The following is a 23,104-nucleotide window of genomic DNA, read 5'->3' as shown; positions in this document are numbered from 1 at the left end:
ACTTTTATATAATAATTTTCATTAGTGTCCGGAATGACCATCAGGTCCATGTGCATGACCATGCGCTAATTCTTCCTCAGTTGCAGGACGTGCATTAAGAATTTCCACATCAAAGTACAAAGGTCTTCCAGCCATAGGATGATTAAGATCCACCACTACCGCTTCCGGAGTGACTTCCAAAACTACCGCTTGAAAATTATTCCCTTGATTATCAGACAATGGTAAAACAGCTCCAACCGGAGGCAATTCCTGACCTTGGAACATATCAACAGGCAATTGCGTAACAGCTTGTGGATCTCTTTCTCCATAACCTTCGCCTGGCTTGATTTCGAAAGAGGTTTTATCGCCAACACCCAGATTTTTGATTTCTTCCTCAAACTTCGGAATCATCATTCCTACGCCGTAAAGAAAAGTCAAAGGATTTTCTTCAGAAGTTTCTTCTACAAAAACTTTCTCTCCACTCTCATCATTGGTATGCAGAATATATTTTAAAGTTACAACGTGATTTTTGTCTAATGCCATTTTTATTTATTTTTAAGTTATTTACATCATCAATTATGATGTATCGCAAACAAAATTAAGCTTTTGAAATTTAAGAGCTGATGATTTACGATAAAACTTCTTTTTAATATTTTCTTTTCAAAAAAAAATCTGGAACTTAGCAGAATGGCAAAACTCAAAACTCAATATTTCTGTCAGAACTGTGGTGCACAATATTCTCAGTGGCACGGGCAATGTAAAACCTGTGGCGAATGGAATACACTTGTGGAAGAAATTGTAGAAAAATCAACAAAATCAGTTGCTACAAAATCCAAATCTTCCATTATCAACATCATAGAAGTTGAAACCAACGAAGAGCCGAGAATTAAAACCCCTTCGGAAGAACTGGACCGCGTATTGGGTGGCGGAATCGTTTTAGGTTCTGTAACATTAATTGGTGGTGAGCCTGGTATTGGAAAATCAACACTGCTTCTCCAATTGGCTTTGAAGATGAAGAAAAAAATTCTTTACGTTTCCGGTGAAGAGAGTGCCTCGCAAATCAAAATGAGAGCCGACCGTTTAGCTGAAATCAAAAACCCTAATTGTTTCTTATTTACTGAGACTTCTGTCGAAAAAATCCTACACGAAGCCAAAAAACTTCAACCGGATTTTATGATTATCGATTCTATCCAGACGCTGCAATCCCAATTGATTGAAAGCTCGCCGGGAACAGTTTCGCAAATCCGGGAATGTTCCAATGAGATCATCAAATTTGCCAAAGAAAACAACATTCCTGTTTTCCTGGTGGGGCACATCACCAAAGACGGGCAAATAGCCGGGCCAAAAGTTCTGGAACATATGGTTGATGTGGTATTGAATTTCGACGGCGATAGAAATCATCTTTTCCGACTGTTGAGAGCCAACAAAAACCGTTTCGGTTCAACCGCTGAAATAGGAATTTACGAGATGATTTCACAAGGTCTCAAAGAAATCAAGAATCCATCCGAAGTATTAATCACTAAAAAATTCGAAGAACTTTCCGGAAATTCTGTTGCGGTAACTTTGGAAGGCAACAGGCCGATGCTATTAGAGATCCAGGCTTTGGTTTCAACTGCTGTTTATGGAACGCCACAAAGAAGTTCCACCGGTTTTGATTCCAAAAGGTTGAATATGCTTTTGGCTGTTTTGGAAAAAAGAGCAGGTTTTCAACTCGGCGCAAAAGACGTTTTTCTTAATATCACAGGAGGCATTAAAACCGATGATCCTGCGCTGGATCTAGCTGTTGTTGCATCCATTCTATCCAGCAATGAGGATATCGCAATTTCCGAGCAGTATTGCTTTGCCGGTGAAATTGGGTTGAGCGGAGAGATCCGTCCTGTTGCCCAGATCGAACAGAGAATCACCGAAGCAGAAAAATTGGGCTATGAAAAAATATTTGTTTCAAATCTTAATAAAATCCCGAAAAGAAAATTTGGAATCAAGATTGAAGAAATCAGTAAAATCGAAGATTTTGTAGAATTACTTTTTTAATCCATTTCATCTTAATAATTTGTAACTTCATTTAATGAATTATCTTGCCCACTCTATCCTATCATTTACCGACGGACAACTTGTCGGAAATATGATTGCAGATTTTATCAGGAATAATGAGCGGGAAAATTTCCCTTTGGAAATCCAGGAAGGCATAAAACTTCACAGATTTATAGATACATTTACAGATTCTCACCCGGCAGTTTCGGAAGCTAAAAAGATCTTCAGCCCGCTTGTCAGGCTTTATTCAGGTGCTTTTGTAGATGTTGCTTTCGATTATTTTGTTGCCCATCATTATCCGGAAAATGAATTGAAAAATCACTCACAAAAAACCTATAAAATTCTTTGGAATAATGAACAGTGGCTTCCTGAAAATTATAAGCAAATGCTGGTGAGAATGGAAAAGGACGATTGGCTGACTAATTACAGAACAGATCGCGGCATCAGATTCAGTATGCAGAATGTTCTCAACAAAGCTCAATATCTTGAAAAGGATTTACCTGTTTTTGATATTTTCCTGGAAAACAAAAATTTGTTACAAATTTATTTTGATCAATTCTTTCCTGATATTTTGAGAGAATGCAGGCTGAGCTTCGGATGATATAAAAAGGATTACGTATTTCTTACCAATTTACTATCAAAATAAGCTAAAAATACCATTTATACTAAATTATATTTGAATTTTTAATACTTTTGGAGCTTCATTTTGATTGTGAATTCCCTTAATAGATCTATAATAGCTGTACTTATAATTTCGTTTCTACATGAAGCGAAAGGGCAGCAATATACACCTAAAAAAATAGACAGTCTTATTTCCGGCACTTTTCAATTGGCTGACCGGAATGAAGCTCTCAAGATAAGTGATAAAACCTATAAACTTTCCGAAGATATCGGTTACTATCAAGGTAAAGCCAAATCTTTAAAGGCCGACTTAAACTGTTATCTTGGTCTTGGTGAACAAGAAAAAGCTTTGAAAACAGCCAATAAGCTTTACGATCTTGCAAAAAAAGAAAATGATGACTATCATTGCGGGCAAGCCCTTATTGCAAGAGCATTGATCTACGCCTATCTGGGATTTTTTGAAAAAGCGCTGAAAACAAGTAATGAAGCTGAAAAGCTTTGTGAAAATATTTCTGATAATGATGATCGTTATAGCTCTCTGGGACAGATATATGCCGGCAGATCAGAAATTATGAATCTGCAATATCAGGCTCCTCAGAGTACTATAAAATATGATCTAAAAAGTATAGAATATTATAAAAAAATCAAAGATACCAAGAAAAGGAATGGTTGGCTGGCTATACAATATTCGAGTCTTGGTTATACGTATATTGATCTTGATGATTATAAACCGGCAATCTACTATAGCCGAAAAGCTTACGAGCTCTCAAAATTAGAAAATGATTCCATCAATCAGGCTTTTGGCTTGTACGGACTTGCTAATGCTTACCTGGAGATGAACCAAAGCGACAGTTCTATACACTATTATAAAAAAGCGCTCCCTATTTTTGAAAAAGCCAATGATATCTACCGTTTGCAATACATATATGATGATCTCTCCGTGATCTATGAGAAAATGGGTGATGATAAAATATATTCTTATTATTCCAAAAAATCAAAAGAACTGGCTGATATCATCAGAAGAAAAGAGAAAATGGAAACGGATAAAGTTTCTACCAGCATCATTGAGCAGGAGAAACAAACATGGTATCAAAATCTATACATCATTTTAGGAAGTATCATTCTGCTTGCAACCGTATTCTTTTTCTTTACTATAAAATACTTTAAAAGTTATCGAAACGAAAAAGAACAGAAAGAAATCATGGAAGATGATCTTATCGAAAAAGAAGAAGAACTCAATCACCTTGAACTGAAAGTAAATGATGCTTTTGCCGAATTATTGGAATTAGCGAAAAGCAATGACTCTTCGTTTCTAAGCCGTTTCAAAGAAGTTTATCCTTATTTTTACAATAAATTAATTACCAATTATCCGGAACTTACAAACGGGCAATTACAATTCTGCGCGTTACTGAAATTAAATTTTACAACAAAAGAAATTGCGCATTACAACAACATCTCTGTAAGAAGTGTCGAGACAAGAAAAAACAGATTAAGAAAACAGCTTGATATTTCTTCTGATATTGACCTTAATAAGTGGATGATGGATTTTTAATTTCCTTACAGCAACTTTAAAACAAAAATCTAGCAATCAACAACTTAAACCTTTGGCGTAGTTATGTAGTAGATAGTTTTTTGTAGATATTATGCGATATGATAATATTTGTATAGTAAAAACACATACTGATTTTTGATTCTGAAGGCACACAAGATGAACATAGATTTATAATCAGCAGATTTTTCATTTAATTATTTTCAATCAATAGCTGATTATCAAATGTATATCCCGGATCTATCCCGGGTTTTTATTTTAAAATACTCCAACGTGGGATGACAGCGATAAGCCCTATTCCAATATATAAAAACAGAACCGTAATATCAGAGTATAGATAGGTACTCAAAAAATAATTATGCAGCCCAAAATGAAGAAGTACAAAAATAGGAAACGCAATAGTTCCTATCTTTCTGAAAAATAAAATCAATATCCAGCTGATAATTACTAAAAGGTCAACTCCCAGCGTGTAATAAAAAAAACCTGTGGGAATATTGAGTGACTGCCGCTGAGAAAATTCTGCCAGATCTGTATTGACACTCAATAAAAACACCAATAAAATAAGTCCGAAAATAATGTAATAATCTCTATTTCTGCGAAAGCTTTTATCCTCTGAATTCATAGTATAAAAATACAAAAAAGAGCTTAATCAATAAGCTCTTTTCTATAGAAATTTCTATTAACTAACCTATATACTAACCGCATTTATAAGACGGTTTTTATCACTGATGTACTCTTCCATAGAGATCATACTTTCAGTTCTCATTACATCCTGGATGTCATCAATCTGATATATGATTCTTTTAGCATCTTCGGTATTTTTGGCTTTCATTTTACAGAAGATATTATATTTTCCGGAAGTAACACTTGCTTCTACGACATTCGGGATCAAAGCCAATTGCTTCAACACCTCTTGTGTATGATTTGATTTTGTAAGTAAAATACCAATAAAAGCGGTGAAATTGTAATCCAGTTTACCGTAATCAATATTAAGAGAAGAACCCAAAATAATTCCGGCATCTTCCATTTTCTTTACTCTTACGTGGATTGTCCCTGCAGAAACGTCCATTTGTTTAGCAATTTCTGTAAAAGGCATTCTTGTGTTCTCTACCAGAAAATCAAGGATCTTTTTATCGATATCGTCTAATTGATAGTTCATTGTATGATTTTATTATTTATTTAAAATATATCTAATTTTTTTGCAAATTTAAAAAAAATTATTTAAATAAAAACAAATATTAAAAGATTAACAGCTTTTAACAAAATCTTAAATTCACTATGACAATTATCATTTATTTGGCCTGTTTTTTACAGAATCAATTTTATTGGTATTTGCAGAAACAGTATCAGATTTTATCTTTTCTCTCTTTTTAAAGAGATCTCTGAAAGAATTAAAACTTTTGCTGTAAACCACTCCAACTCCGTAACTTTGATTGGCACCGGCTGTCGTTGTCAGCCCGATATTGGATGGCTTGGAATAAGCACGGAACAATCTGCTGCCATTATTATTTTTACTCCAGTCATACTCAACAATTCCTTCTACAGAAAGATAATTGGCATTGGTATTTTCAGTTCGGGAAATTGGAACTCCTAATCCGGTTTTAAATTTAATCCTTGGCGAAAGCGCAAGACTCACATTGGTATTAGCCCTGTCGGAAGTATTAGAGTTTGGATCTCCGCTGATATAATCTAGATTGATCTGGAAAGCACTACTAATAGTATTAAGAACAGATCCCAGCTGCTTGAGGGCAACCCCGACACCCGTATTAAGAGCTGTTTGAGAAACATCAAACTTCAATCCCGAATTGACAACATTAAAATTATTAAGAACCAAAATAGATCCAAACTGAACTATCCTTTCATCATCATTACTCATTTTGCTCGCCAATGTTTCTCTTACCTGAGAAGATCCATCCGGAGCAGCCACTCCAAAAGCAATCTCAGGCTTAGTCAATGTTTCAGTAATCTTTGTAGTGAGAACTACATTAATAGGCTGTGTCAGAGTCATGCCAAGATATTCTCCGGCATTGGTAACGGTTCTTGTATAGTTTGCAGTGATATCCAAAGCTGGCGTCATTGGACTTCCGCTCCATTGGATACTACTGTTTCTGGCGATCTGGAAAGTTCTGTTCAGGATAGATTTTGAAACGAAAGTCCCATTATCAACCGTGTAAGTACCGTCCATTGTAATATTCCCGCTTCTTGCCATTTTGAATTTCAAATGCCGTGCATCTCCTCTTACAGAAATATCGCCGACATTATCGCCAACCAATACATTAACCAATGATCCTTTATCAATCGTTACATCAAAGTCAATCAACATATTAGCCCCGGCTCTTTTCTTTTTTTCAACAGAAATTTTCCCTTCGTCATCACGTTTCAAAAATCGAAGGATCTTGAACTCTTCCACATTAGCCGTTGATGCGCTGTTAAATGTAAATGTACTGTTATTCAGAACTCTGAGACCGTCATTAGGTGTCGAGATTTCCAATCCGGAAACAGGTCCGCTGACATAGACATCACCTTCGGCAGTAACTCTTCCCCAGAAAAGATCATTATCATCTTGCGTAGAATTAAGAACCAACAGGTTATCCGCACGCATAATCAGGTTGACACCCAACGAAGAAAGCGTTTCAAACTGAATAGAACCGGAAATACTGCCTCTCGAATTTTCTCTTCCGTCTCTGATCCCAATGTTGTTCAACAAAGCTAATCCTCTTGAAAGATTGATTACTGTGTCATCAAAAGAATAATCAACACCTGTGAACATCAGTTTCAGTCCAAACCCTTTTAAAGCAATATCACCACTGTAATCTATATCATTGGCAGGTCCGGATATTTTAAGATCTCCTGTTGCTTTTCCACGGAAATTTCCAAAAATTTCTTTTACAAATTGCTGGGCAAAACCAAGATCAAACTCATTCATCTTTGCATCTACATCAAAAATCATTTCAGAACCATTTGTATCTACAGTTCCGGTAACATCTAAAGTATTTTTCCCCAATAAGTCTGATGACAAAGCCTGAACATTAACATCAAAGACATTTGGTTTTTCGCTTTTGGTAATTTTAGCTTCAAGATTTCCCATAGCCTTACCATTCATGAAAATATCATTAACATCCAGATCAACCAATGGCTCCAGATTGTTACCTGATTTTTTAATCTGAATGGTTCCGTTGGCAGTTCCCTTTATATCCAAAGAATTATTATCCTTTCCAAAAGCAAGTAATTTCGAAATATCCAGATTTTTGACTTCCGCATCAGCAGTAAATTCTTTGCCTGATTTGAAATCAGCATTCTTTACAAGAAGCTCACTTTCATCAGAATAAATTCTCAGGTTTTCTACCAGAAAATCTTTTTCCTTTTTCCTGTAAGTGATTGAATGATTGAGCTCTGGACTAGTATCAACTGTCCATGCCACATTATTGAATTTAACCGTAGTCGGTTCAAAACGAAAAACATAATCCTTGGCAGCATTAGTTGTTTGATTGATATTGACCGCATATTCTTTCATCTGTTTTGCAGTCTCATCATCAAGTGTACCTAGCTTAAAAACCGTTCCTATATGCAAAACCTGCATATTCTCATTATTAGCGGTCAATTTTACATCCTGGAGAACGTTATTGCCATATTGCCCTCTTTTGATTGTCGCCAACAGCTGCTGATTAAGATCTGCAGTATTAACTCTCAGACTGAGACTATCAACCATAGCACTATCCTTCACTTTGTTGAGGTCCGGCTGATAAGTGGCATCGGTCTCGGCCAGGAATTTTTCCGCTTCGGTCAATTCCTTTTTGCTGGTCATCACATATTTGATTTGTGCAGCATCGGCATTCAGAATCAAATCATTAGTTTCTCCGGTATAATTTCCTGCAACCTTTGCGCCATTAGGCAGCTCCAGGTCGGGAACAAAAAATGAAATCAGGCCTTGTTTTACATCAAAATCGAAATCAAAATTCTGCCCATTGTAAGTTTTCTTTGGTGGATTGCCAACCAGGATTTTATTGACACTATTCATGACCATATTGCCAATATCTTCAAGATTAAATCTCCCGGAAACTCTTCCGTTAACAGCACCTGGTGCATCAACGGAGACTATCCTGTTTCCATTTTCGAAATAAGCCTGTATTTTGGAATCTGGAATTTGCAATTTCTGAGCGTCTGAATTAAGGGTTAAATGCTTGATATTGGTATCAAGATTGAGATCATTCAGATTGGTCATAGAAACCTTCCCGGATATCAATCCACTTACTGAATTGGTATCACCAGCCGAAATGCCGAAATATTTCAGGTTTACATATTTGACATCCGCTGTAAAATCGGCCAGCAATCTTTTGGTGCTGAAATCTACAACTCCTTTGAAACTTCCCTTTGCATTAGGATCATTTGCCAGAACATTTCCCGTAAAACGTTTTTTATTGAGAACCCCGTCAATAGAAATGTTATTAAGGCTTTTACCCATCAGATCAATATGATTGACATCCGAATTCGTTTTGACATACATCGTATTAACATCAAAACCTTCCCCCTGAACGTTGAATTTTCCTGAGATCAGTCCGACTTGCTTATTCTTTGTCAAAGCTGTCACATTCAGATCTTTGACTTCAAAATAGCCTTTATATTTTGGCCGTTTCGTGCTGTAATCTACAAGATTGAGGTCCTTCATTTTCGCCTGACCGATTCCTGTAATGACGTTTCCTGTAGCAAAAATCTGTTTTGGATTGACTTTTACGGAGCCGTTATATTTCAACCTTCCGAAATCATCCGCAAAATTCCCCAACTTAGACGAAATGAATTTGGGAAGCGATGCTTTCAGGCCTTTGTAAGTAAAATCAGCCGAAACATCTTTACTTTCAATGAAAAACTTTTTGTCCAGAACACTGGAGATTTTCATTTTTTTTGTGTTAAGATTAATGTCCTGTGAGCGGATCACAAATTGATTTAAAGTAAAATCATTCAAAGGTCCGGTCATTGTACCCGAAATATTAATCGGCGTATAATTATCCCAGTCCACAACGAAATAACTCAAATCATAGCCACTGATCTGACTTCCCGGAACCATTTTCAAATCCCAGTTGACTTTGTTACCAAAATCTGCAAACTTTGTTTTTGGATCGAGGTTAAGAATAGCTTCTCCCTGTAATAGAGAATGATCCGTATTGAAAGTCAGATTTCCCAACTTCAAATGTTTTTTTGTCAGTTCAAAATTGGTGGAGAAAGTATCGACAATATGTTCTTTTCCGTAACGCTTGGTAATGAAATTAAAATTTCTGATATCAGCAAAAACATCAGCTCCTTCCACTTTCAGAGAAGTGACATTCAGGTTGACCTTTCTTGCATCAAGCCATCTTCCGGCCTCACCGGGATGATTTTCATTGACAATACTTGCAACTCCATTGATCAGGTCGATTTTCATCCCCATTTTGAAAGGCTTCTTTTTCGGATTTCTTGGTTTCCCATCATCAAAATTATCAACGTATCTGATAAAATTACTGATGCTATCGCCTTTGTAAGTGATAACCCTGATAACAGGATCTATAATTGTAGCCTGATTAAATTTGATGTCCCTTGTATTGAAAGCCAGAGCAAACCAATCAGAACCTACTCTTAATTCTTTTGCCTTAACAAACTCATAATTTTTGTAATCCTTAAGTCTGAGACCTCTGATTGTCACATCTCCGAAAAAATTAACATCTATATCATCTATAGACATACCCATTTTGAGATCTTTATTAAGAAAATCAATTGCTTGGGTTGCGATATAACGCTTTGTTACCGGAAGGTTGATGATAATAAATAACAATGCAACCAGAATAATAATGGCATAAGAAACCGTACTCAGAATCCTTAGAAAAAGTGGACGCTTTTTCTTGATGACAGGTTGGTCAACGTTTGGTTCTTCGTTATTTGTATTTTTATTTTCTAACTTTGCCATCTATTATGAGCAGTTCAATTATTTTAGGTATAGAATCTTCTTGCGACGACACTTCCGCAGCCGTTATCAGGGATAGCAAAATCCTTTCCAATATTGCTGCCAATCAGGAAATCCACAACGAATATGGTGGTGTTGTTCCCGAATTGGCTTCCAGAGCGCATCAGCAAAACATTATTCCTGTCGTAGAAAAAGCTTTCTTAAAAGCAAATATACAACAAAATGAGATTTGTGCGATCGGCTTTACCAGAGGTCCCGGACTTTTGGGGTCGCTTCTGGTTGGAACATCTTTTGCAAAATCTCTGGCCATGAGCCTGGACATCCCTTTGATAGAAGTTAACCATTTGCAGGCTCATATTCTTGCACATTTTATTGATGATGCTAATCCTGCCCCTCCAAGTTTCCCGTTTTTGTGTTTGACAGTCAGCGGCGGACACACGATGATCGTTTTGGTTAAAGATTATTTTGACATGGAAATCATCGGAAAAACCATTGATGATGCTGCAGGCGAAGCTTTTGATAAAATTGGAAAAATCTTCGATCTCGATTATCCAGCAGGCCCAATTGTGGACCGATTAGCAAAAGAAGGAAATCCCAACGCTTTTCAATTCAACAAGCCAAAAATGGAAGGTTACGATTATTCTTTCAGTGGAATTAAAACTTCAGTTTTATATTTTATTCAAAAAGAGGTAAGAAAGAATCCTGATTTCATTAAGGATAATCTGAATGACCTTTGCGCTTCTGTTCAGAAATCAATCATCGAAATTCTTATGGACAAACTGGAAAAAGCAGCGAAAGAACTTAAAATCAATGACATCGCGATTGCAGGAGGTGTTTCTGCTAATTCAGGTTTGCGAAAAGCGATGGAAGACAACCGCGAAAGGCTTGGTTGGAACATATTCATCCCAAAATTCGAATACACAACGGATAATGCTGCGATGATTGCAATGGTTGCCAAACTGAAATATGAACGTGGCGAGTTTACCGATATCAGGACAACGGCAACGGCGAAGTATGATTTATAGATATTATTAAAGTTATCTGGCTTTTCTTTTTTGGCTTTCCAAGTAATTTTCTACATAATTTTCATAGATACTTTTTAAATTCTCGCTCTCACCAGCAAAATATTTAACAGCATTTTCTGTAATACGTATGTGTTTTTTCAACATTACATTATAAATTATGAATTTATATGTCAGATATGCTGACAGACAAAGAGTCAGAATAAAGTTTGATACAATAATTTCCCAATTTATCTCATAAAAGTCCGAACTAAGATAACTCCTAACAGCATTATAAATCAAAAACAATATCGAAAGAACATTAATGGAGGCAATTATATAATTCAATACCTCATTTTTTCTAATTGCTAACAGATCCTTTCTGAACTCAGAAAATTCTTGTTCCCTGGTGTTGATACGTTGGATTTTAAATAGCTTATAATTACGTAATTCTTCGTTAATTTTCTCAGTTTCGGTCATTTGGTTTTTTTTATATTCGAATTAATAAATGTTTAATTCAAATATAAAATAACTTTTTAATTTTTATATATAATTTTCCAGTATCAATATTTTTCGCAGCAACATGATGATATTGTAATTTTTATATCGAATCTTAAGTCATGCGTAATTACATATTGAATTTTGAAGTTTAAAACTTATTTTTGTATCAAAATAAAAAAGTTATGGCTTCAGGATTCTTTGCAATCTTAGACGATATTGGTGCGCTGATGGATGACATTGCCGTTACCAGCAAATTGGCGACTAAAAAAACTGCCGGGATCCTCGGCGACGATCTGGCGGTAAACGCGGAAAAGGCTACCGGATTTTTATCCTCCCGTGAGATTCCTGTTCTTTGGGCCATCACCAAAGGCTCTTTTATCAACAAACTGATTATTCTTCCTGTAGTTTTCCTTCTCAATTTTTTCTTTCCCGTTGCTATTAAAATCCTTTTGGTGATTGGAGGTGTTTATCTGGCATATGAAGGTGTTGAAAAAATTATCGAATTTCTCTTTCACAGGAAAAAAACCAGTGGAGAAGTGATAGAAGAAAGTACTTTGGAAGAAGAAGAGGTTAATTCTGAAAAATCAAAAATCAGTTCGGCTATCAAGACCGACTTTATTCTTTCTTTGGAGATTGTTATCATTGCACTGGGAACTGTTATCGAAAAAGAACATCCGCTTATAGAACAGATTATTGTGGTTACTATTGTAGCATTTCTCGCAACAGTTGGTGTTTACGGCATTGTTGCACTGATTGTAAGAATGGATGATGCAGGTTTTTTCCTGATGAAAAAATCGGGAAACAAAGGCTTTTTCTCCAGCTTAGGACAATTTTTGGTCAAAGCGTTACCCATCGTTATCAAAATTCTAGGTGTTGTAGGAACTATTGCACTTTTGCTGGTTTCCGGCGAAATTTTTCTGCATAACATCGATTATGTCCACCATTTGCTTCCGGAAAATATTCTTTCAAAATTCGGATTGGGAATTGTTTTTGGTCTGGGTGCAGTTTTGGCGATGACAATTTTCAAAAAAATAGTAGATTTAGTAAAACCTGCTAAAAAATAATAATGTAAATTAAAGTCACAAAGCTTACAATTCTTTTGTGACTTTTGTGATTTTAAAATCAATTGATATGAAACTTTTCTTTGGACAGATTTTTCCGGAAATACAGATTGATTCTGATGAGCAACAGCACATCACGAAAGTTCTCAGGATGCGAGAAGGTGAAGAGATTTTCGTAACCGACGGTAATGGAAACATTGCTAATGGAAATCTTGTTTTCGAAGGAAAAAAAGTATCTTTAAACATTTCCGAAATCAAAGAAAATCTGCCCGGTTTTTCCCCGAAGCTTCATATCGCCATTGCGCCGACAAAAAACATTGACCGGATAGAATTCTTTGTAGAAAAGGCTGTAGAAATGGGAATCTCGGAAATCAGTTTGATTCTAACAGAAAAAACCGAACGCAAGAATATCAATATTGATAAACTACGAAAACAGGCAATTGCAGCCTCTAAGCAAAGCCTTCGATTCCATTTTCCGAAAGTCAATGATCTGACCAGATTTTCTGATTTCATTAAAAATCTGGATTCAGGCAACTCGTTTGTTGCGCATTGCAATGAAAATCTGGAAAGAATTAATTTGAATGACATTCCGAATCTTGAAAGTTGCACATTTTTGATCGGTCCGGAAGGCGATTTTTCAGATAAAGAAATCAAATTATTAGCCGACAAAGGCATCAAAGCTGTTTCTCTCGGCAATCAAAGACTGAGAACGGAAACGGCCGGAGTTTTCGTCGCTGCCTGGAATTATAATAAAATGTTTTGATCCTTAAAACAAGTTCACCATCAAGAAAAAACCAAGATTATTCTTGTTGTATTTTTCGGGACCATAAAAATCAAAATTACCTGCCAATCCAAACGTGAACTCTTTAACAGTCAATCCCGCTCTCAGCCAAACATAACTTCTGGAATGAAAATCATAGCCTAAATTGTGACAATACAATCCCTGGATCTTGGTATAAAGATTCAGTTTTTCATTTAATTCCGGTTTATATTCAGCTAAAGCAAACAATTCTGCATTCGGATTTTTTGCAATATCAACTCTTGGATTTGCCAATACGAAAACTTTAGAATTGGCATAAGTGTAAATAAAACCAGCGGAAGGCCGGATTCCGTCCACAGGATTGGCGAAAAATCCGGCTTCTGCGTTAAGCCCCTTTAAAATAGTGTAAGTCAAATGTCCCTGCAACATATAATCGCCGATTTTGGACTCGCCCCAATCTGTTTGGAAATTGACAACTGTATAATATCCTAAGCTCGGTATGCTCTGGAATTTTTTATCTGCAACGAGTTGATACGAGAAACCCCGGCTTCCCACAAGACCTTCCATTATCACAGGTGGATTCTGGATTTTTGACGCTTCCTGAGCCTTAATAAAATTTGAGATAATTAGAAATAAAATTAGAATTGTAGATTTTTTCTTCATAAATATTGCTTCGAAAAAAGGACTGCAATATTAGGCAAAAAAAGTTTTCCTTTTCAGAAAGAATTTGATAGCAGAATATTTTTATTTTTGAGTTTAAAATCAATTCCAAAATGAAAGATTTATTCATCAAGCGATTTTTGTATTATAAAGAATTAGGCGACAAATCGTTTGCCCAGCTTTCTGATGAACAATTATTCTGGCAATACAATGAAGAAAGCAATTCTATTGCAATTATCGTAAATCACATTGCAGGGAATATGCTCTCCCGTTGGACTAATTTTTTGACGGAAGACGGCGAGAAAGATTGGAGAAACCGGGATTCAGAATTCATCAATTCTTTCAAAACAAAAGCCGAAGTTTTAAAATATTGGGAAAAAGGCTGGGATTGTCTATTCGAAGCTTTACAGCAAATTACAGACGACAATATCAATTCTACAATTTATATCAGAGGCGAAGCTCATTCGGTTTTGGATGCAGTTCTTCGTCAGCTGGCACATTATCCTTATCACATCGGTCAGATTGTTTACATCGCCAAAATGATGAAAAATAATGATTGGCGAATACTTTCCATTGCCCGAAACAAATCGGCGGATTTCAATCATGAGATGCATTCAAAATTTGGCTCGGGTCAGGAAAATTCATCCCCGGTTTGCTTTGCAAAAAGTGATGAAGTGAGAGATGATTATAAACCTGAATAACCTATGAAAATCGCCAATCCAAGCATTTGGGAAACCGAAACCTTTTATAGAAAACGTGACATTACCATTATCGGCTCAGGATTTACCGGACTTTGGACAGCAATTTCTATCAAAGAAAAATTTCCTGAAAAATCCGTTTTAATTATCGAACGAAACGCTATCCCAACCGGTGCTTCGACTCGAAATGCCGGCTTTGCTTGCTTTGGAAGTCTGACAGAGATTATTTCTGATTCAGAAAAAATGGGTTGGAAGAAAACTTTGGATCTAGTCAAAATGAGATTCGAAGGTTTGCAGAAAATCCAGAATTATTTTACTCAAGACGATATTGATTTTGAACTTTGTGGTGGTTACGAAATTCTGAATGATGAATCAGCCTTGAACAAACTGGAAGAAGTTAATGAAAGACTAGCTCCCATTACAAAAACTAAACATACTTTTAGAATCGCGAATAAAAAGATTGAAGGATTCGGATTGAGGAAATCTGATTTTTTGGTTGAGAATCTTTGTGAAGGCAGCTTACATTCCGGAAAATTCCTGAACAAACTTTTAGAAAAATGCTACGAACTGAAAGTTGAGTTCTTATTTGGAACCGAAGTAGAATCAGTTTCAGAAAACAATTATGAAATCGAAATTAAAATTAATGACAACCTCATTCTAAAATCTGGAAAAGTCATCTATTGTACAAATGCATTTAGTTCTAAATTTTTGGAATCGGAAGAAATTATTCCTGCACGAGGACAGATTATTCTGACGGAACCAATAGAAAACCTTAAACTCAAAGGAACATTTCATTATGACGAAGGCTACTATTATTTTCGGAATCTGGGAAACAGAATTCTTTTAGGCGGCGCAAGAAATCAGGATTTTGAGGCTGAAAAAACAACCGATTTTGACACAACACATTTTCTACAAAATCATTTGGAGAAATTTCTAAAAGAAGTGATTCTACCTAATCAGGATTTTAAAATCGCAATGCGCTGGTCAGGAATTATGGCAATGGGAACAGAAAAAAACCCGATTGTAAAGAAGATTTCCGAACGACAATTTTGTGCAGTGCGACTTTCTGGAATGGGTGTTGCGCTGGCTCCTAAGATTGGAGAGTTGGTTTGTGAGTTGACAATTGAAAATTAATAACATTTATTCTATCCTTTTTTTGTTCTAATTGGAAGTGTCAAACCAATATTCAAAGTATTAACTGGGAAAAATTCTGTTTTTAATAATCTAAAATTATAACCAATAAATAATCGCCTTCCTAAACCTCCAAGTCCTAAATATGGCATTGCTCTTGGTACAACTTTATTAAAATCCGTTTGAAACTGGATTTCACCTCCCAAGACTAGTGCGCCGCCACTTGTATTAGCTCCTATTTTTGGAGCAACTAAAAATGACTCCTTATAGTTGAAAATTAAATCTGTACCAGTATACCAAGCGGCAGACTCGCCGTGTCTAGTTCCGTGGTCTAGAACTTTACCGTAAGCAATTTCTAATATGTGCATTTTAGAAGATTCCCAAGTTTCGGTATTATCCCGAGCTTCAGGAGAAAATTGATACCCAACAAAAAATGCAGGATACTTTTTACTTTTTGTAATTAATGATTGTGAGGCAGCACTGATTGTAAAGAGCATTAATATAAAACATAAAATTTTCGAAATCATAAATCTGTATTTATATTATTACGAAATACTTTACAAATTATTTTGTTCTCTCAAATACTTTTCCAAAATCATATCACCACTCGGAATAGAATTTTTCGCCCAGCGGATTTTCATTTGGAGTAATTTTTCTTCGGACAGTTTATAATCGATATTAGATTTTATAAGTTTTTGTTTGAGTTCATACATACAAATAGCAGCAGCAACAGAAACATTGAAACTTCTCGTGAATCCAAACATTGGAATAGCCAAAGTTTCGTCGGCAAAGTCGAGTAATTCATCTGTCGTTCCTTCCCACTCTGTTCCGAAAACCAAAGCCAAAGGTTCTTCGATTTTATAATCAGGTAGCATCTTTGCATTGTTTTCCGCAGAAACTGCTACAATCTTATAACCTCGGTTCTTGATGTTTTGTAGAGATTCTATTGTTCTCGGCATTTTCTCCACCTCAACCCAAGTGTCTGCGCCTTTTGTTACTTTTAGATTGGGCTCAAAGTAATTTTCTTTCTCCATCGCCACTACTTTGTGGAATCCGCAAGCTTCCACAGAACGCACAATTGCAGCCGCATTTCTGAACTGGTAAATATCTTCCATTACCGGCAGAACAAAATCAGAACTTTCTTTGGAATAATGTTCTATTTTTTGAAAACGTTCAACTGTTAGGAATTGTTGGAGATATTCGTAAGTGGATTCTAAGTTCAAAGTTGTGGGTTTAAAATTGATGGTTGCAAATCTCGGTATTTTTCTTTGTATAAAATGTAGATTTTAACGCAAAGTTCGCAAAGATTTTTTTAACATTATTGAAAACATTTTAAGGTTCACAAAGACGTAAAACTCATCAAAGCTAACAAGAACCCTTTCAGAGTTTGAAACTCTGAAAGGGTTTATTAAAATAAAAAAAGCGGTAAAAAATTACCGCTTTTTTTATTTATTTCTTTTTGTTTCTTGCTTGCTCCTGCATTCTTTGTTGCTCTTGCGCTTTCTCCATCATCTCTCTCATTCTTTTCTGGAAAGTCCCTTCTTTTTTCGGTTCTTTCTTTTTGTTTTCCTGGATCTGAGCGTGGATTTTTTTCTCATCTAAGATGAAATATTTAATCACCAAAATAATCACAATGTTAATCGCGTTGGATACAAAATAGTACCAGGACAGCCCTGATGCAGAACTGTTCAGGAAGAACAGGAATGTGATTGGGAAGATGTACATCAACACCTTCATATTCGGCATCCCTTCCTGTTGTGGCTGCTGAATGTTACCGGAAGTCATAATCGTGTAAATTAAAATCACAATAGTACAAGCCAAAGCAAAGATACTCAGGTGATTACCCAGCAACGGAATATTAGTTCCCCAGCTGATAACATCATCATATGCTGTCAAATCCGGTACGAACCAGAAGCTTTTTCCCCTAAGATCCAGCATATTCGGGAAGAATCGGAATAGTGCGTAGAACAACGGGATCTGAACCAAGGCCGGAAGACATCCCGCCATTTGATTCACACCGGCTTTCCTGTAGACCGCCATTGTTTCCTGCTGTTTTTTCATTGGGTCAGCATCCTTGAATTTGGCATTGACCTCATCAATCTCAGGACGAATCACCTTCATCATCGCACTTAGTTTGTGCTGTTTGAACATGACCGGAGACAAGATCAGTTTAACAATAATCGTCATCCAGAAAATCGCCCATCCTGCTGCCAATCCCCAAGACGATAACAAATTGTACATTGGCATAAACACGTGGCGGTTCAGTGAACCGATGAATGACCAGCCTAACGGCAGAATCTCGTCAAAGTTCTTGTCATAAGACTTCAGCAAGTCCATATCCAACGGCATAAAATACCAGGTGAAATCCTGATTCAGCTCGTTGCCTGCCAGGTTAACCTGTCCGTCGTAATTGAACTTCTTCAAAAACTCCCCTTCCGGGATCGCTTCCTGATTACCTTTTGATTTGGTGAATCCATTTTTAGCTTCAAGAACTGCTGCGAAAAACTGTTGCTTTACACCAATCCAGTTCAAAGTTTCGTCCGGCTCATCCATATCGGAACGGGCATCGTAATCGTAGTCTTTATAATTGTTGAACGCATAAGCAAACTCGGTGTGAGTCTCTTCCTGCGAACGTCCTTTTTCTGCGCCTCTTACATTATAATTCCAGACAAAATTAGCTTTTCCATCATTAACGATATTAGCTAAACCTTGTGTTTTAACCTGAAAATCTAACGTATATTTTGGTTTAAGTGTATAAATGAATTGTACAACAGCATTTCCAACTTTTGAACTCAAAGTCACGGAATTGCCGGAAACCTGTGGTGCAAATACCAAATCTTTTGTATTGAAAACTTTACCAGATTTATCCGTAAACTGGAATCCGTAATTGGAATTGTTATTATTGAAAAGATATAATGGCTTTCCGCCAAAAGCTTCAAATTTATTTAATTTAACAGAGCTCAACTGTCCGCCAACACTGGAAAATTCCAAAGCCAGCTCATCGTTCTGAAGATTAACTTTCTGAACCGAAGTCGGCGTTACTGCCGTTGCATTTAAGTTGGTTTCGGACACCTTTGCTTTTGCAGTCTGCTCTGTTTTCTTGGCTTGTGCAGCCAGTTGTTCCTGTTCAGCTTTTGCGTTTCTGTTTTGGAAATAAAACATAAAACCGATAAGAATCATAGAAAAAACCGCGAAGCTAATCAGCTGATTTTTATCTAATCCGTTATTCTGTTGCATTGATAGAATATTTAAAGTTTTAGGTTTTTAATTTGAAAGTCTTCGAGATCCTCAGACTGACAGTTAGAAACCTGGTTCGTTTTGGTCTGCAAAAATAGGATTTATTTTTCAGATTCCGTTATAAAGACGAATGGCTCAAGGAAATACTTTGAGCCATTCATTCAATTATTTTTTGTTTTTCACCGTAGCGCTAACAAACGCCTTGAATAAAGGATGCGGTGTCGCGACCGTACTCTTATATTCCGGGTGATACTGGACACCCACATAAAACGGATGGTCTTTCAGCTCCAAAGTTTCTACCAGACCTGTTTCAGGATTCAGTCCTGTTGGAACAAGACCTTTATCTTCGAAGTCCTTTTTATATTCACTGTTGAATTCGTATCGGTGACGGTGACGCTCCGAGATGGTTTTCGCTCCATAGACTTCTGCCAGTTTTGAACCTGCTTTCAAAGTACATTTCCAAGCACCAAGACGCATTGTTCCACCTTTTTCCACTACATTTTTCTGTTCTTCCATTAGAGAAATCACAGGATCCGGAGTGGAAGTATCGAACTCCATACTGTTGGCTTTTGCTAAACTTAGGACATTTCTAGCGAACTCGATAGTCATAATCTGCATCCCTAGACAGATTCCCAACAATGGGATTTTGTTTTCTCTTGCATATTTTGCAGCCTGGATTTTCCCTTCTATTCCTCTGTCGCCAAAACCCGGTGCAACAAGGATTCCGTCCACGCCTTTTAATAGCTTTTCGGCTCCTTTCTCTTCAATGTCGCCACTGTAAACCCATCTTACATTCACTTCGGTTTCCATATCGGCACCTGCGTGGATGAAAGCTTCCGCAATGGATTTATAAGAATCCTGAAGTGATACATATTTGCCAACCAAAGCGATTTCTACACTTTTCTTCGGATTTTTATACTTTTTAAGGAATGTTTTCCAGTCTTTCAGGTTAATCTCTTTTCCTGCAGGCAAATTCAGTTCTTTGAGAACGACCTCATCAAAATGCTGCTTCTGAAGGTATAGAGGGACTTCGTAGATCGTATCCATATCGATACATTCGATAACATTTTCCAGACCCACGTTACAGAACTGCGCCAGCTTTGAACGCAGATCTTTCGGAATGGTATGCTCCGTTCTGCAAACCAGAACATCTGCCTGGATCCCGCTTTCCATCAACTGGCGAACAGAGTGTTGGGAAGGTTTTGTTTTCAGTTCTCCACTGGATGACAAGTAAGGCAATAATGTCAGATGGATGACCATAGAATTATTTTTGCCCAATTCCCATTGCAGCTGGCGAACACTTTCTATGTAAGGCAAAGATTCAATATCACCAACTGTTCCTCCAATTTCTGTGATGATAATATCATAATCTTTTTTTGACAGGATTTTGATTCTGCGTTTGATCTCGTTGGTAATATGTGGGATGACCTGAACTGTTTTTCCAAGAAAATCACCTTTACGTTCTTTCTCGATAACAGTCTGGTAGATTCTTCCGGTTGTAACGTTGTTATTCTGTGAAGTGGGAGAATCCAGAAAACGCTCATAATGTCCCAGGTCAAGGTCAGTTTCTGCGCCGTCTTCGGTCACATAACATTCGCCATGTTCATAAGGATTAAGTGTTCCGGGGTCGATGTTGATATAAGGGTCAAGTTTTTGTATGGTAACTTTGAAACCGCGGGATTTAAGAAGAAGTCCCAAAGAAGCGGAAACAATACCCTTACCAAGTGACGATGTTACACCTCCTGTTACAAAGATGTATTTCGTTTCTTTTTTACTCATTAGATTAGGTTTGTGCAAAGTTAAAGCATCTCAACCTAAAAAACAATTTTCGTTGAAAGATTAGTCAAAGTCAAATTGGTTATCTTTCGATTTATACAGGCTTCTTAATGTTCGAGATGCTCTTCAATATCAACTACGTCTACATATTCAACAAGTCCATCGGGGTCAAAATTAATAACGACTGCTTTTTTTCTTATAAAATATACTTTAAAAATATAGACTAAGTGATCTCCACCATATTCTGAATAATAGTCATTTCCCAGTAGGGAATATATTTCCTCCCTGGTCATTCCTTTTAATAGTTCCGGTTGTTTTATGATCTGGCTTCTTGTTATCATTTGTTGTTATATTTATAATCCAATGTAATAATCTCTTAACCGTCCCTTATAAAAGAACAAATAAAGTTTCCTTTTATATAGATCAAAAAATAGCTTTTAGCAATATATACGATTTCGTCTTTAAAATCATTTTGTGGCTTACCAAGCATTATTATAACGGTCTTTTTTGGAGCTCCTATCAGGTGATCTATCATGGCCTCCATTTCAAAAATTTTATGCATTTTTATATATGACTCCATATTATCATTTGAGCTTACTTTACATTTATACTCACAGCATCATCATAAAAACAGCCGGATAGACAAACACAACTAAGCTTCCAGCTGCAAACACTAAAATGATGTTCTATTCGTTTTTATATTGTTACTTACTGATATAATGTTTGGTATATTGATGAAAAAGCATCTGTTTGTCATGTTGAGCAGAGTCAGCGGTGTCGAAACATCTTTCGTTTTTTTTAAGAACTCCCTTCTCTTTTGTTAGAGATCCGTCGACAAGCTCAAGATGACAATGTCTTGTTAAAGATTTTTCTGCTTAGGAGTCCAGCCAGATTGGAATAAAGCTTAGCTTTTATACTCCCTTCGGAAGTTACTCGGGGTCCGGCCTGTCCTGCTTTTGAAAAACTTTGAAAAGTTAGACGGATCATAGGTAAAGGTTCTTGCAATTGCAGCTATGGATACATCAGCTTCTAGTAGCATCTCCTTTGTCTTTTCTATGATTTTAAAATCGTAGAAATATCCCGGATGACTTCCCAATTCGTGCTGAATAATATCTATCAGATGCTTATGGGAAACCGCAAGTTCAGAAGCAATTTGATTAAGTGTCATAAACGCCTGCGTTCTTTCAGCAATAACATCATCTACATGCCGGTCCAGAAGTTCAACATATCTTTCTGAGATTTCTTTACTTCTGCTTTCCTTTTTTCTTTCATTCATGTTTTGTCTTTCGGGGTCAATAGACTTGTAGTTATATGATGAACATCTTCTTCCATTTGGCAACAGAGTTACGGCTAAGGCCGAAATGGTTTGCCAGCTGACTGTTGTTCAGCCTGTATTTTTTCTGGTAATGTAAAATATGCAGTATGTCTGATTTGCCGTAAGAGCGATACTTTTGATTGATACTCCCGGATTTCCCAAATATCTTTTTGTTAAGCTCCATAATATCCAATGCTGAAAGACTGGACTTGGCAAGAAGACTCTGACATTCCTCCCTTTTTTCGGGATACTGATGGCTCAGAATATCCGAGTAAATGAGACTGAAATCAGGGGTCATTTTTTCTGTTCTTTGTGTTTTATGATCCATTTGTATAATGTCGTTTTCGGTATTTTGTAACGTTCCATCACCTCTGTTTTAGTCATTGCACCCGACTGAATCCGACCCAATATGAAATCAATGACTTCTTTGGTATAAATATTCTTGCGGAAATGGGGAAGGCTGAGTTTTTTACCATTTTCCTTTTCTTTTGCTGCCGGAGGTGCGTATAAGATGAGGTGCTGGGAATACATTCTGAAAAAATCGTATTCCAGCAGCTTACTCCATTTCAGAAGAATGTCTACTTCAATGCTCTTTTGAAGATACATCTCCCTCACTTCTTCTTCAGTACACTTCAAAAAGCTACAGATACGGGATAATTCTATCCCGCTTTCTGTAACTCCCTGTTCAATTATTTGACCTATATGAATATTTTTAAAATTCATTGTTATGTTGAAATCGTAATTACTGTTTTTTTACGGCTTCCAGAAGCTCCATACAGTTCCGTTATAGACTGCAAGCTGTTTTTTTGTGGTGTCATAGGCCATCATTCCAGGTGCAGGGTTGATGATATT

General features: G+C 36.5%; 22 protein-coding genes. 8 read left to right on the top strand and 14 right to left on the bottom strand.

The features are described from left to right. Nucleotides 1–21: 21 nt before the first annotated feature. Nucleotides 22–522 carry an FKBP-type peptidyl-prolyl cis-trans isomerase gene (locus QOL71_RS08475; protein WP_283416502.1) on the bottom strand — a complete coding sequence of 167 codons (501 nt, stop codon included), beginning with the start codon at nt 520–522 and terminating at the stop codon, nt 22–24. A gap of 144 nt (nt 523–666) precedes the next feature. Between QOL71_RS08475 and radA the strand changes: the two genes are divergently transcribed. From radA to QOL71_RS08460, 3 genes are all read left to right on the top strand, one after another. Continuing rightward, complete coding sequence (radA, locus tag QOL71_RS08470) at nt 667–2,010, top strand: DNA repair protein RadA (protein WP_283416501.1); 1,344 nt, start codon at nt 667–669, stop codon at nt 2,008–2,010. Between the two features lie 34 nt (nt 2,011–2,044). After that, complete coding sequence (locus QOL71_RS08465; protein ID WP_283416500.1) at nt 2,045–2,611, top strand: acyl carrier protein phosphodiesterase; 567 nt, start codon at nt 2,045–2,047, stop codon at nt 2,609–2,611. A gap of 111 nt (nt 2,612–2,722) precedes the next feature. After that, nucleotides 2,723–4,183, top strand: coding sequence for a tetratricopeptide repeat protein (locus QOL71_RS08460; protein ID WP_283416499.1), 1,461 nt, complete (start codon nt 2,723–2,725; stop codon nt 4,181–4,183). Between the two features lie 250 nt (nt 4,184–4,433). On the opposite strand, the gene QOL71_RS08455 is transcribed toward QOL71_RS08460, so the two are convergent. The 3 genes from QOL71_RS08455 to QOL71_RS08445 form a co-directional block, all read right to left on the bottom strand. Beyond that, complete coding sequence (locus QOL71_RS08455) at nt 4,434–4,802, bottom strand: hypothetical protein (protein WP_283416498.1); 369 nt, start codon at nt 4,800–4,802, stop codon at nt 4,434–4,436. 66 nt (nt 4,803–4,868) lie between these two features. Then, nucleotides 4,869–5,339 carry an Lrp/AsnC family transcriptional regulator gene (locus tag QOL71_RS08450; protein ID WP_027384579.1) on the bottom strand — a complete coding sequence of 157 codons (471 nt, stop codon included), beginning with the start codon at nt 5,337–5,339 and terminating at the stop codon, nt 4,869–4,871. 129 nt (nt 5,340–5,468) lie between these two features. Continuing rightward, nucleotides 5,469–10,115, bottom strand: a complete 4,647-nt coding sequence (locus tag QOL71_RS08445; RefSeq protein WP_283416497.1) for a translocation/assembly module TamB domain-containing protein — start codon at nt 10,113–10,115, stop codon at nt 5,469–5,471. A 5-nt stretch (nt 10,116–10,120) separates the two neighbouring features. Here QOL71_RS08445 and tsaD point away from each other — a divergent pair, with 5 nt between their 5' ends. Continuing rightward, entirely contained in the window at nt 10,121–11,137 is a 1,017-nt protein-coding gene (gene tsaD, locus QOL71_RS08440; protein WP_283416496.1) for a tRNA (adenosine(37)-N6)-threonylcarbamoyltransferase complex transferase subunit TsaD, read from the top strand. 12 nt (nt 11,138–11,149) lie between these two features. Here the strand turns inward: tsaD and QOL71_RS08435 are convergent, their stop codons facing one another. Beyond that, nucleotides 11,150–11,593: a hypothetical protein gene (locus QOL71_RS08435; RefSeq protein ID WP_283416495.1), complete on the bottom strand. Its 444-nt coding sequence runs from the start codon at nt 11,591–11,593 to the stop codon at nt 11,150–11,152. A 203-nt stretch (nt 11,594–11,796) separates the two neighbouring features. Here QOL71_RS08435 and QOL71_RS08430 point away from each other — a divergent pair, with 203 nt between their 5' ends. Both QOL71_RS08430 and QOL71_RS08425 read left to right on the top strand, forming a co-directional pair. Continuing rightward, the gene (locus tag QOL71_RS08430; protein WP_283416494.1) at nt 11,797–12,678 is read left to right on the top strand and encodes a DUF808 domain-containing protein; all 882 of its coding nucleotides are present in this window, start codon (nt 11,797–11,799) and stop codon (nt 12,676–12,678) included. A gap of 67 nt (nt 12,679–12,745) precedes the next feature. After that, on the top strand, nt 12,746–13,438 hold the full coding sequence (locus QOL71_RS08425) for an RsmE family RNA methyltransferase (RefSeq protein WP_283416493.1): 693 nt from the start codon (nt 12,746–12,748) through the stop codon (nt 13,436–13,438). A gap of 3 nt (nt 13,439–13,441) precedes the next feature. Here the strand turns inward: QOL71_RS08425 and QOL71_RS08420 are convergent, their stop codons facing one another. Next, complete coding sequence (locus QOL71_RS08420) at nt 13,442–14,098, bottom strand: hypothetical protein (RefSeq protein ID WP_283416492.1); 657 nt, start codon at nt 14,096–14,098, stop codon at nt 13,442–13,444. Nucleotides 14,099–14,208: 110 nt separating this feature from the next. Between QOL71_RS08420 and QOL71_RS08415 the strand changes: the two genes are divergently transcribed. Beyond that, nucleotides 14,209–14,796, top strand: a complete 588-nt coding sequence (locus QOL71_RS08415; protein ID WP_283416491.1) for a DUF1572 family protein — start codon at nt 14,209–14,211, stop codon at nt 14,794–14,796. Between the two features lie 3 nt (nt 14,797–14,799). Continuing rightward, nucleotides 14,800–15,927, top strand: a complete 1,128-nt coding sequence (locus QOL71_RS08410) for an NAD(P)/FAD-dependent oxidoreductase (RefSeq protein ID WP_283416490.1) — start codon at nt 14,800–14,802, stop codon at nt 15,925–15,927. Nucleotides 15,928–15,938: 11 nt separating this feature from the next. Here the strand turns inward: QOL71_RS08410 and QOL71_RS08405 are convergent, their stop codons facing one another. From QOL71_RS08405 to QOL71_RS08370, 8 genes are all read right to left on the bottom strand, one after another. Next, complete coding sequence (locus QOL71_RS08405; protein WP_283416489.1) at nt 15,939–16,451, bottom strand: hypothetical protein; 513 nt, start codon at nt 16,449–16,451, stop codon at nt 15,939–15,941. 30 nt (nt 16,452–16,481) lie between these two features. After that, nucleotides 16,482–17,147 carry a TrmH family RNA methyltransferase gene (locus QOL71_RS08400; RefSeq protein ID WP_283416488.1) on the bottom strand — a complete coding sequence of 222 codons (666 nt, stop codon included), beginning with the start codon at nt 17,145–17,147 and terminating at the stop codon, nt 16,482–16,484. Between the two features lie 226 nt (nt 17,148–17,373). Next, nucleotides 17,374–19,161, bottom strand: a complete 1,788-nt coding sequence (yidC, locus tag QOL71_RS08395; RefSeq protein ID WP_283416487.1) for a membrane protein insertase YidC — start codon at nt 19,159–19,161, stop codon at nt 17,374–17,376. 165 nt (nt 19,162–19,326) lie between these two features. Beyond that, on the bottom strand, nt 19,327–20,940 hold the full coding sequence (gene pyrG, locus QOL71_RS08390; RefSeq protein ID WP_283416486.1) for a CTP synthase: 1,614 nt from the start codon (nt 20,938–20,940) through the stop codon (nt 19,327–19,329). Between the two features lie 104 nt (nt 20,941–21,044). Then, the gene (locus QOL71_RS08385; protein ID WP_283416485.1) at nt 21,045–21,278 is read right to left on the bottom strand and encodes a hypothetical protein; all 234 of its coding nucleotides are present in this window, start codon (nt 21,276–21,278) and stop codon (nt 21,045–21,047) included. Between the two features lie 563 nt (nt 21,279–21,841). Beyond that, nucleotides 21,842–22,213: a helix-turn-helix domain-containing protein gene (locus QOL71_RS08380; protein ID WP_283416484.1), complete on the bottom strand. Its 372-nt coding sequence runs from the start codon at nt 22,211–22,213 to the stop codon at nt 21,842–21,844. Between the two features lie 31 nt (nt 22,214–22,244). Continuing rightward, the gene (locus tag QOL71_RS08375) at nt 22,245–22,580 is read right to left on the bottom strand and encodes a helix-turn-helix domain-containing protein (protein ID WP_283416483.1); all 336 of its coding nucleotides are present in this window, start codon (nt 22,578–22,580) and stop codon (nt 22,245–22,247) included. Next, entirely contained in the window at nt 22,547–22,975 is a 429-nt protein-coding gene (locus QOL71_RS08370) for a transposase (protein WP_283416482.1), read from the bottom strand. The genes QOL71_RS08375 and QOL71_RS08370 overlap by 34 nt, the downstream gene beginning before the upstream one ends. Nucleotides 22,976–23,104 lie beyond the last annotated feature (129 nt).

The sequence above is a fragment of the Epilithonimonas pallida genome, assembly GCF_900182975.1.
Taxonomy (GTDB): Bacteria; Bacteroidota; Bacteroidia; order Flavobacteriales; family Weeksellaceae; genus Epilithonimonas; species Epilithonimonas pallida.
This window is presented reverse-complemented; position numbering and strand designations above follow the sequence as displayed.

What these genes read in the sequence shown, in the direction of transcription:
- QOL71_RS08425 (WP_283416493.1), top strand. Translation starts at nt 12,746, where the DNA reads ATGAAACTTTTCTTTGGACAGATTTTTCCGGAAATACAGATTGATTCT.
- QOL71_RS08420 (WP_283416492.1), bottom strand. Translation starts at nt 14,098, where the DNA reads ATGAAGAAAAAATCTACAATTCTAATTTTATTTCTAATTATCTCAAAT.
- QOL71_RS08385 (WP_283416485.1), bottom strand. Translation starts at nt 21,278, where the DNA reads ATGATAACAAGAAGCCAGATCATAAAACAACCGGAACTATTAAAAGGA.
- yidC (WP_283416487.1), bottom strand. Translation starts at nt 19,161, where the DNA reads ATGCAACAGAATAACGGATTAGATAAAAATCAGCTGATTAGCTTCGCG.
- QOL71_RS08465 (WP_283416500.1), top strand. Translation starts at nt 2,045, where the DNA reads ATGAATTATCTTGCCCACTCTATCCTATCATTTACCGACGGACAACTT.
- QOL71_RS08445 (WP_283416497.1), bottom strand. Translation starts at nt 10,115, where the DNA reads ATGGCAAAGTTAGAAAATAAAAATACAAATAACGAAGAACCAAACGTT.
- pyrG (WP_283416486.1), bottom strand. Translation starts at nt 20,940, where the DNA reads ATGAGTAAAAAAGAAACGAAATACATCTTTGTAACAGGAGGTGTAACA.
- QOL71_RS08370 (WP_283416482.1), bottom strand. Translation starts at nt 22,975, where the DNA reads ATGAATTTTAAAAATATTCATATAGGTCAAATAATTGAACAGGGAGTT.
- QOL71_RS08455 (WP_283416498.1), bottom strand. Translation starts at nt 4,802, where the DNA reads ATGAATTCAGAGGATAAAAGCTTTCGCAGAAATAGAGATTATTACATT.
- radA (WP_283416501.1), top strand. Translation starts at nt 667, where the DNA reads ATGGCAAAACTCAAAACTCAATATTTCTGTCAGAACTGTGGTGCACAA.
- QOL71_RS08380 (WP_283416484.1), bottom strand. Translation starts at nt 22,213, where the DNA reads ATGAATGAAAGAAAAAAGGAAAGCAGAAGTAAAGAAATCTCAGAAAGA.
- QOL71_RS08450 (WP_027384579.1), bottom strand. Translation starts at nt 5,339, where the DNA reads ATGAACTATCAATTAGACGATATCGATAAAAAGATCCTTGATTTTCTG.
- QOL71_RS08430 (WP_283416494.1), top strand. Translation starts at nt 11,797, where the DNA reads ATGGCTTCAGGATTCTTTGCAATCTTAGACGATATTGGTGCGCTGATG.
- QOL71_RS08375 (WP_283416483.1), bottom strand. Translation starts at nt 22,580, where the DNA reads ATGGATCATAAAACACAAAGAACAGAAAAAATGACCCCTGATTTCAGT.
- QOL71_RS08405 (WP_283416489.1), bottom strand. Translation starts at nt 16,451, where the DNA reads ATGATTTCGAAAATTTTATGTTTTATATTAATGCTCTTTACAATCAGT.
- QOL71_RS08410 (WP_283416490.1), top strand. Translation starts at nt 14,800, where the DNA reads ATGAAAATCGCCAATCCAAGCATTTGGGAAACCGAAACCTTTTATAGA.
- QOL71_RS08475 (WP_283416502.1), bottom strand. Translation starts at nt 522, where the DNA reads ATGGCATTAGACAAAAATCACGTTGTAACTTTAAAATATATTCTGCAT.
- QOL71_RS08415 (WP_283416491.1), top strand. Translation starts at nt 14,209, where the DNA reads ATGAAAGATTTATTCATCAAGCGATTTTTGTATTATAAAGAATTAGGC.
- QOL71_RS08435 (WP_283416495.1), bottom strand. Translation starts at nt 11,593, where the DNA reads ATGACCGAAACTGAGAAAATTAACGAAGAATTACGTAATTATAAGCTA.
- tsaD (WP_283416496.1), top strand. Translation starts at nt 10,121, where the DNA reads ATGAGCAGTTCAATTATTTTAGGTATAGAATCTTCTTGCGACGACACT.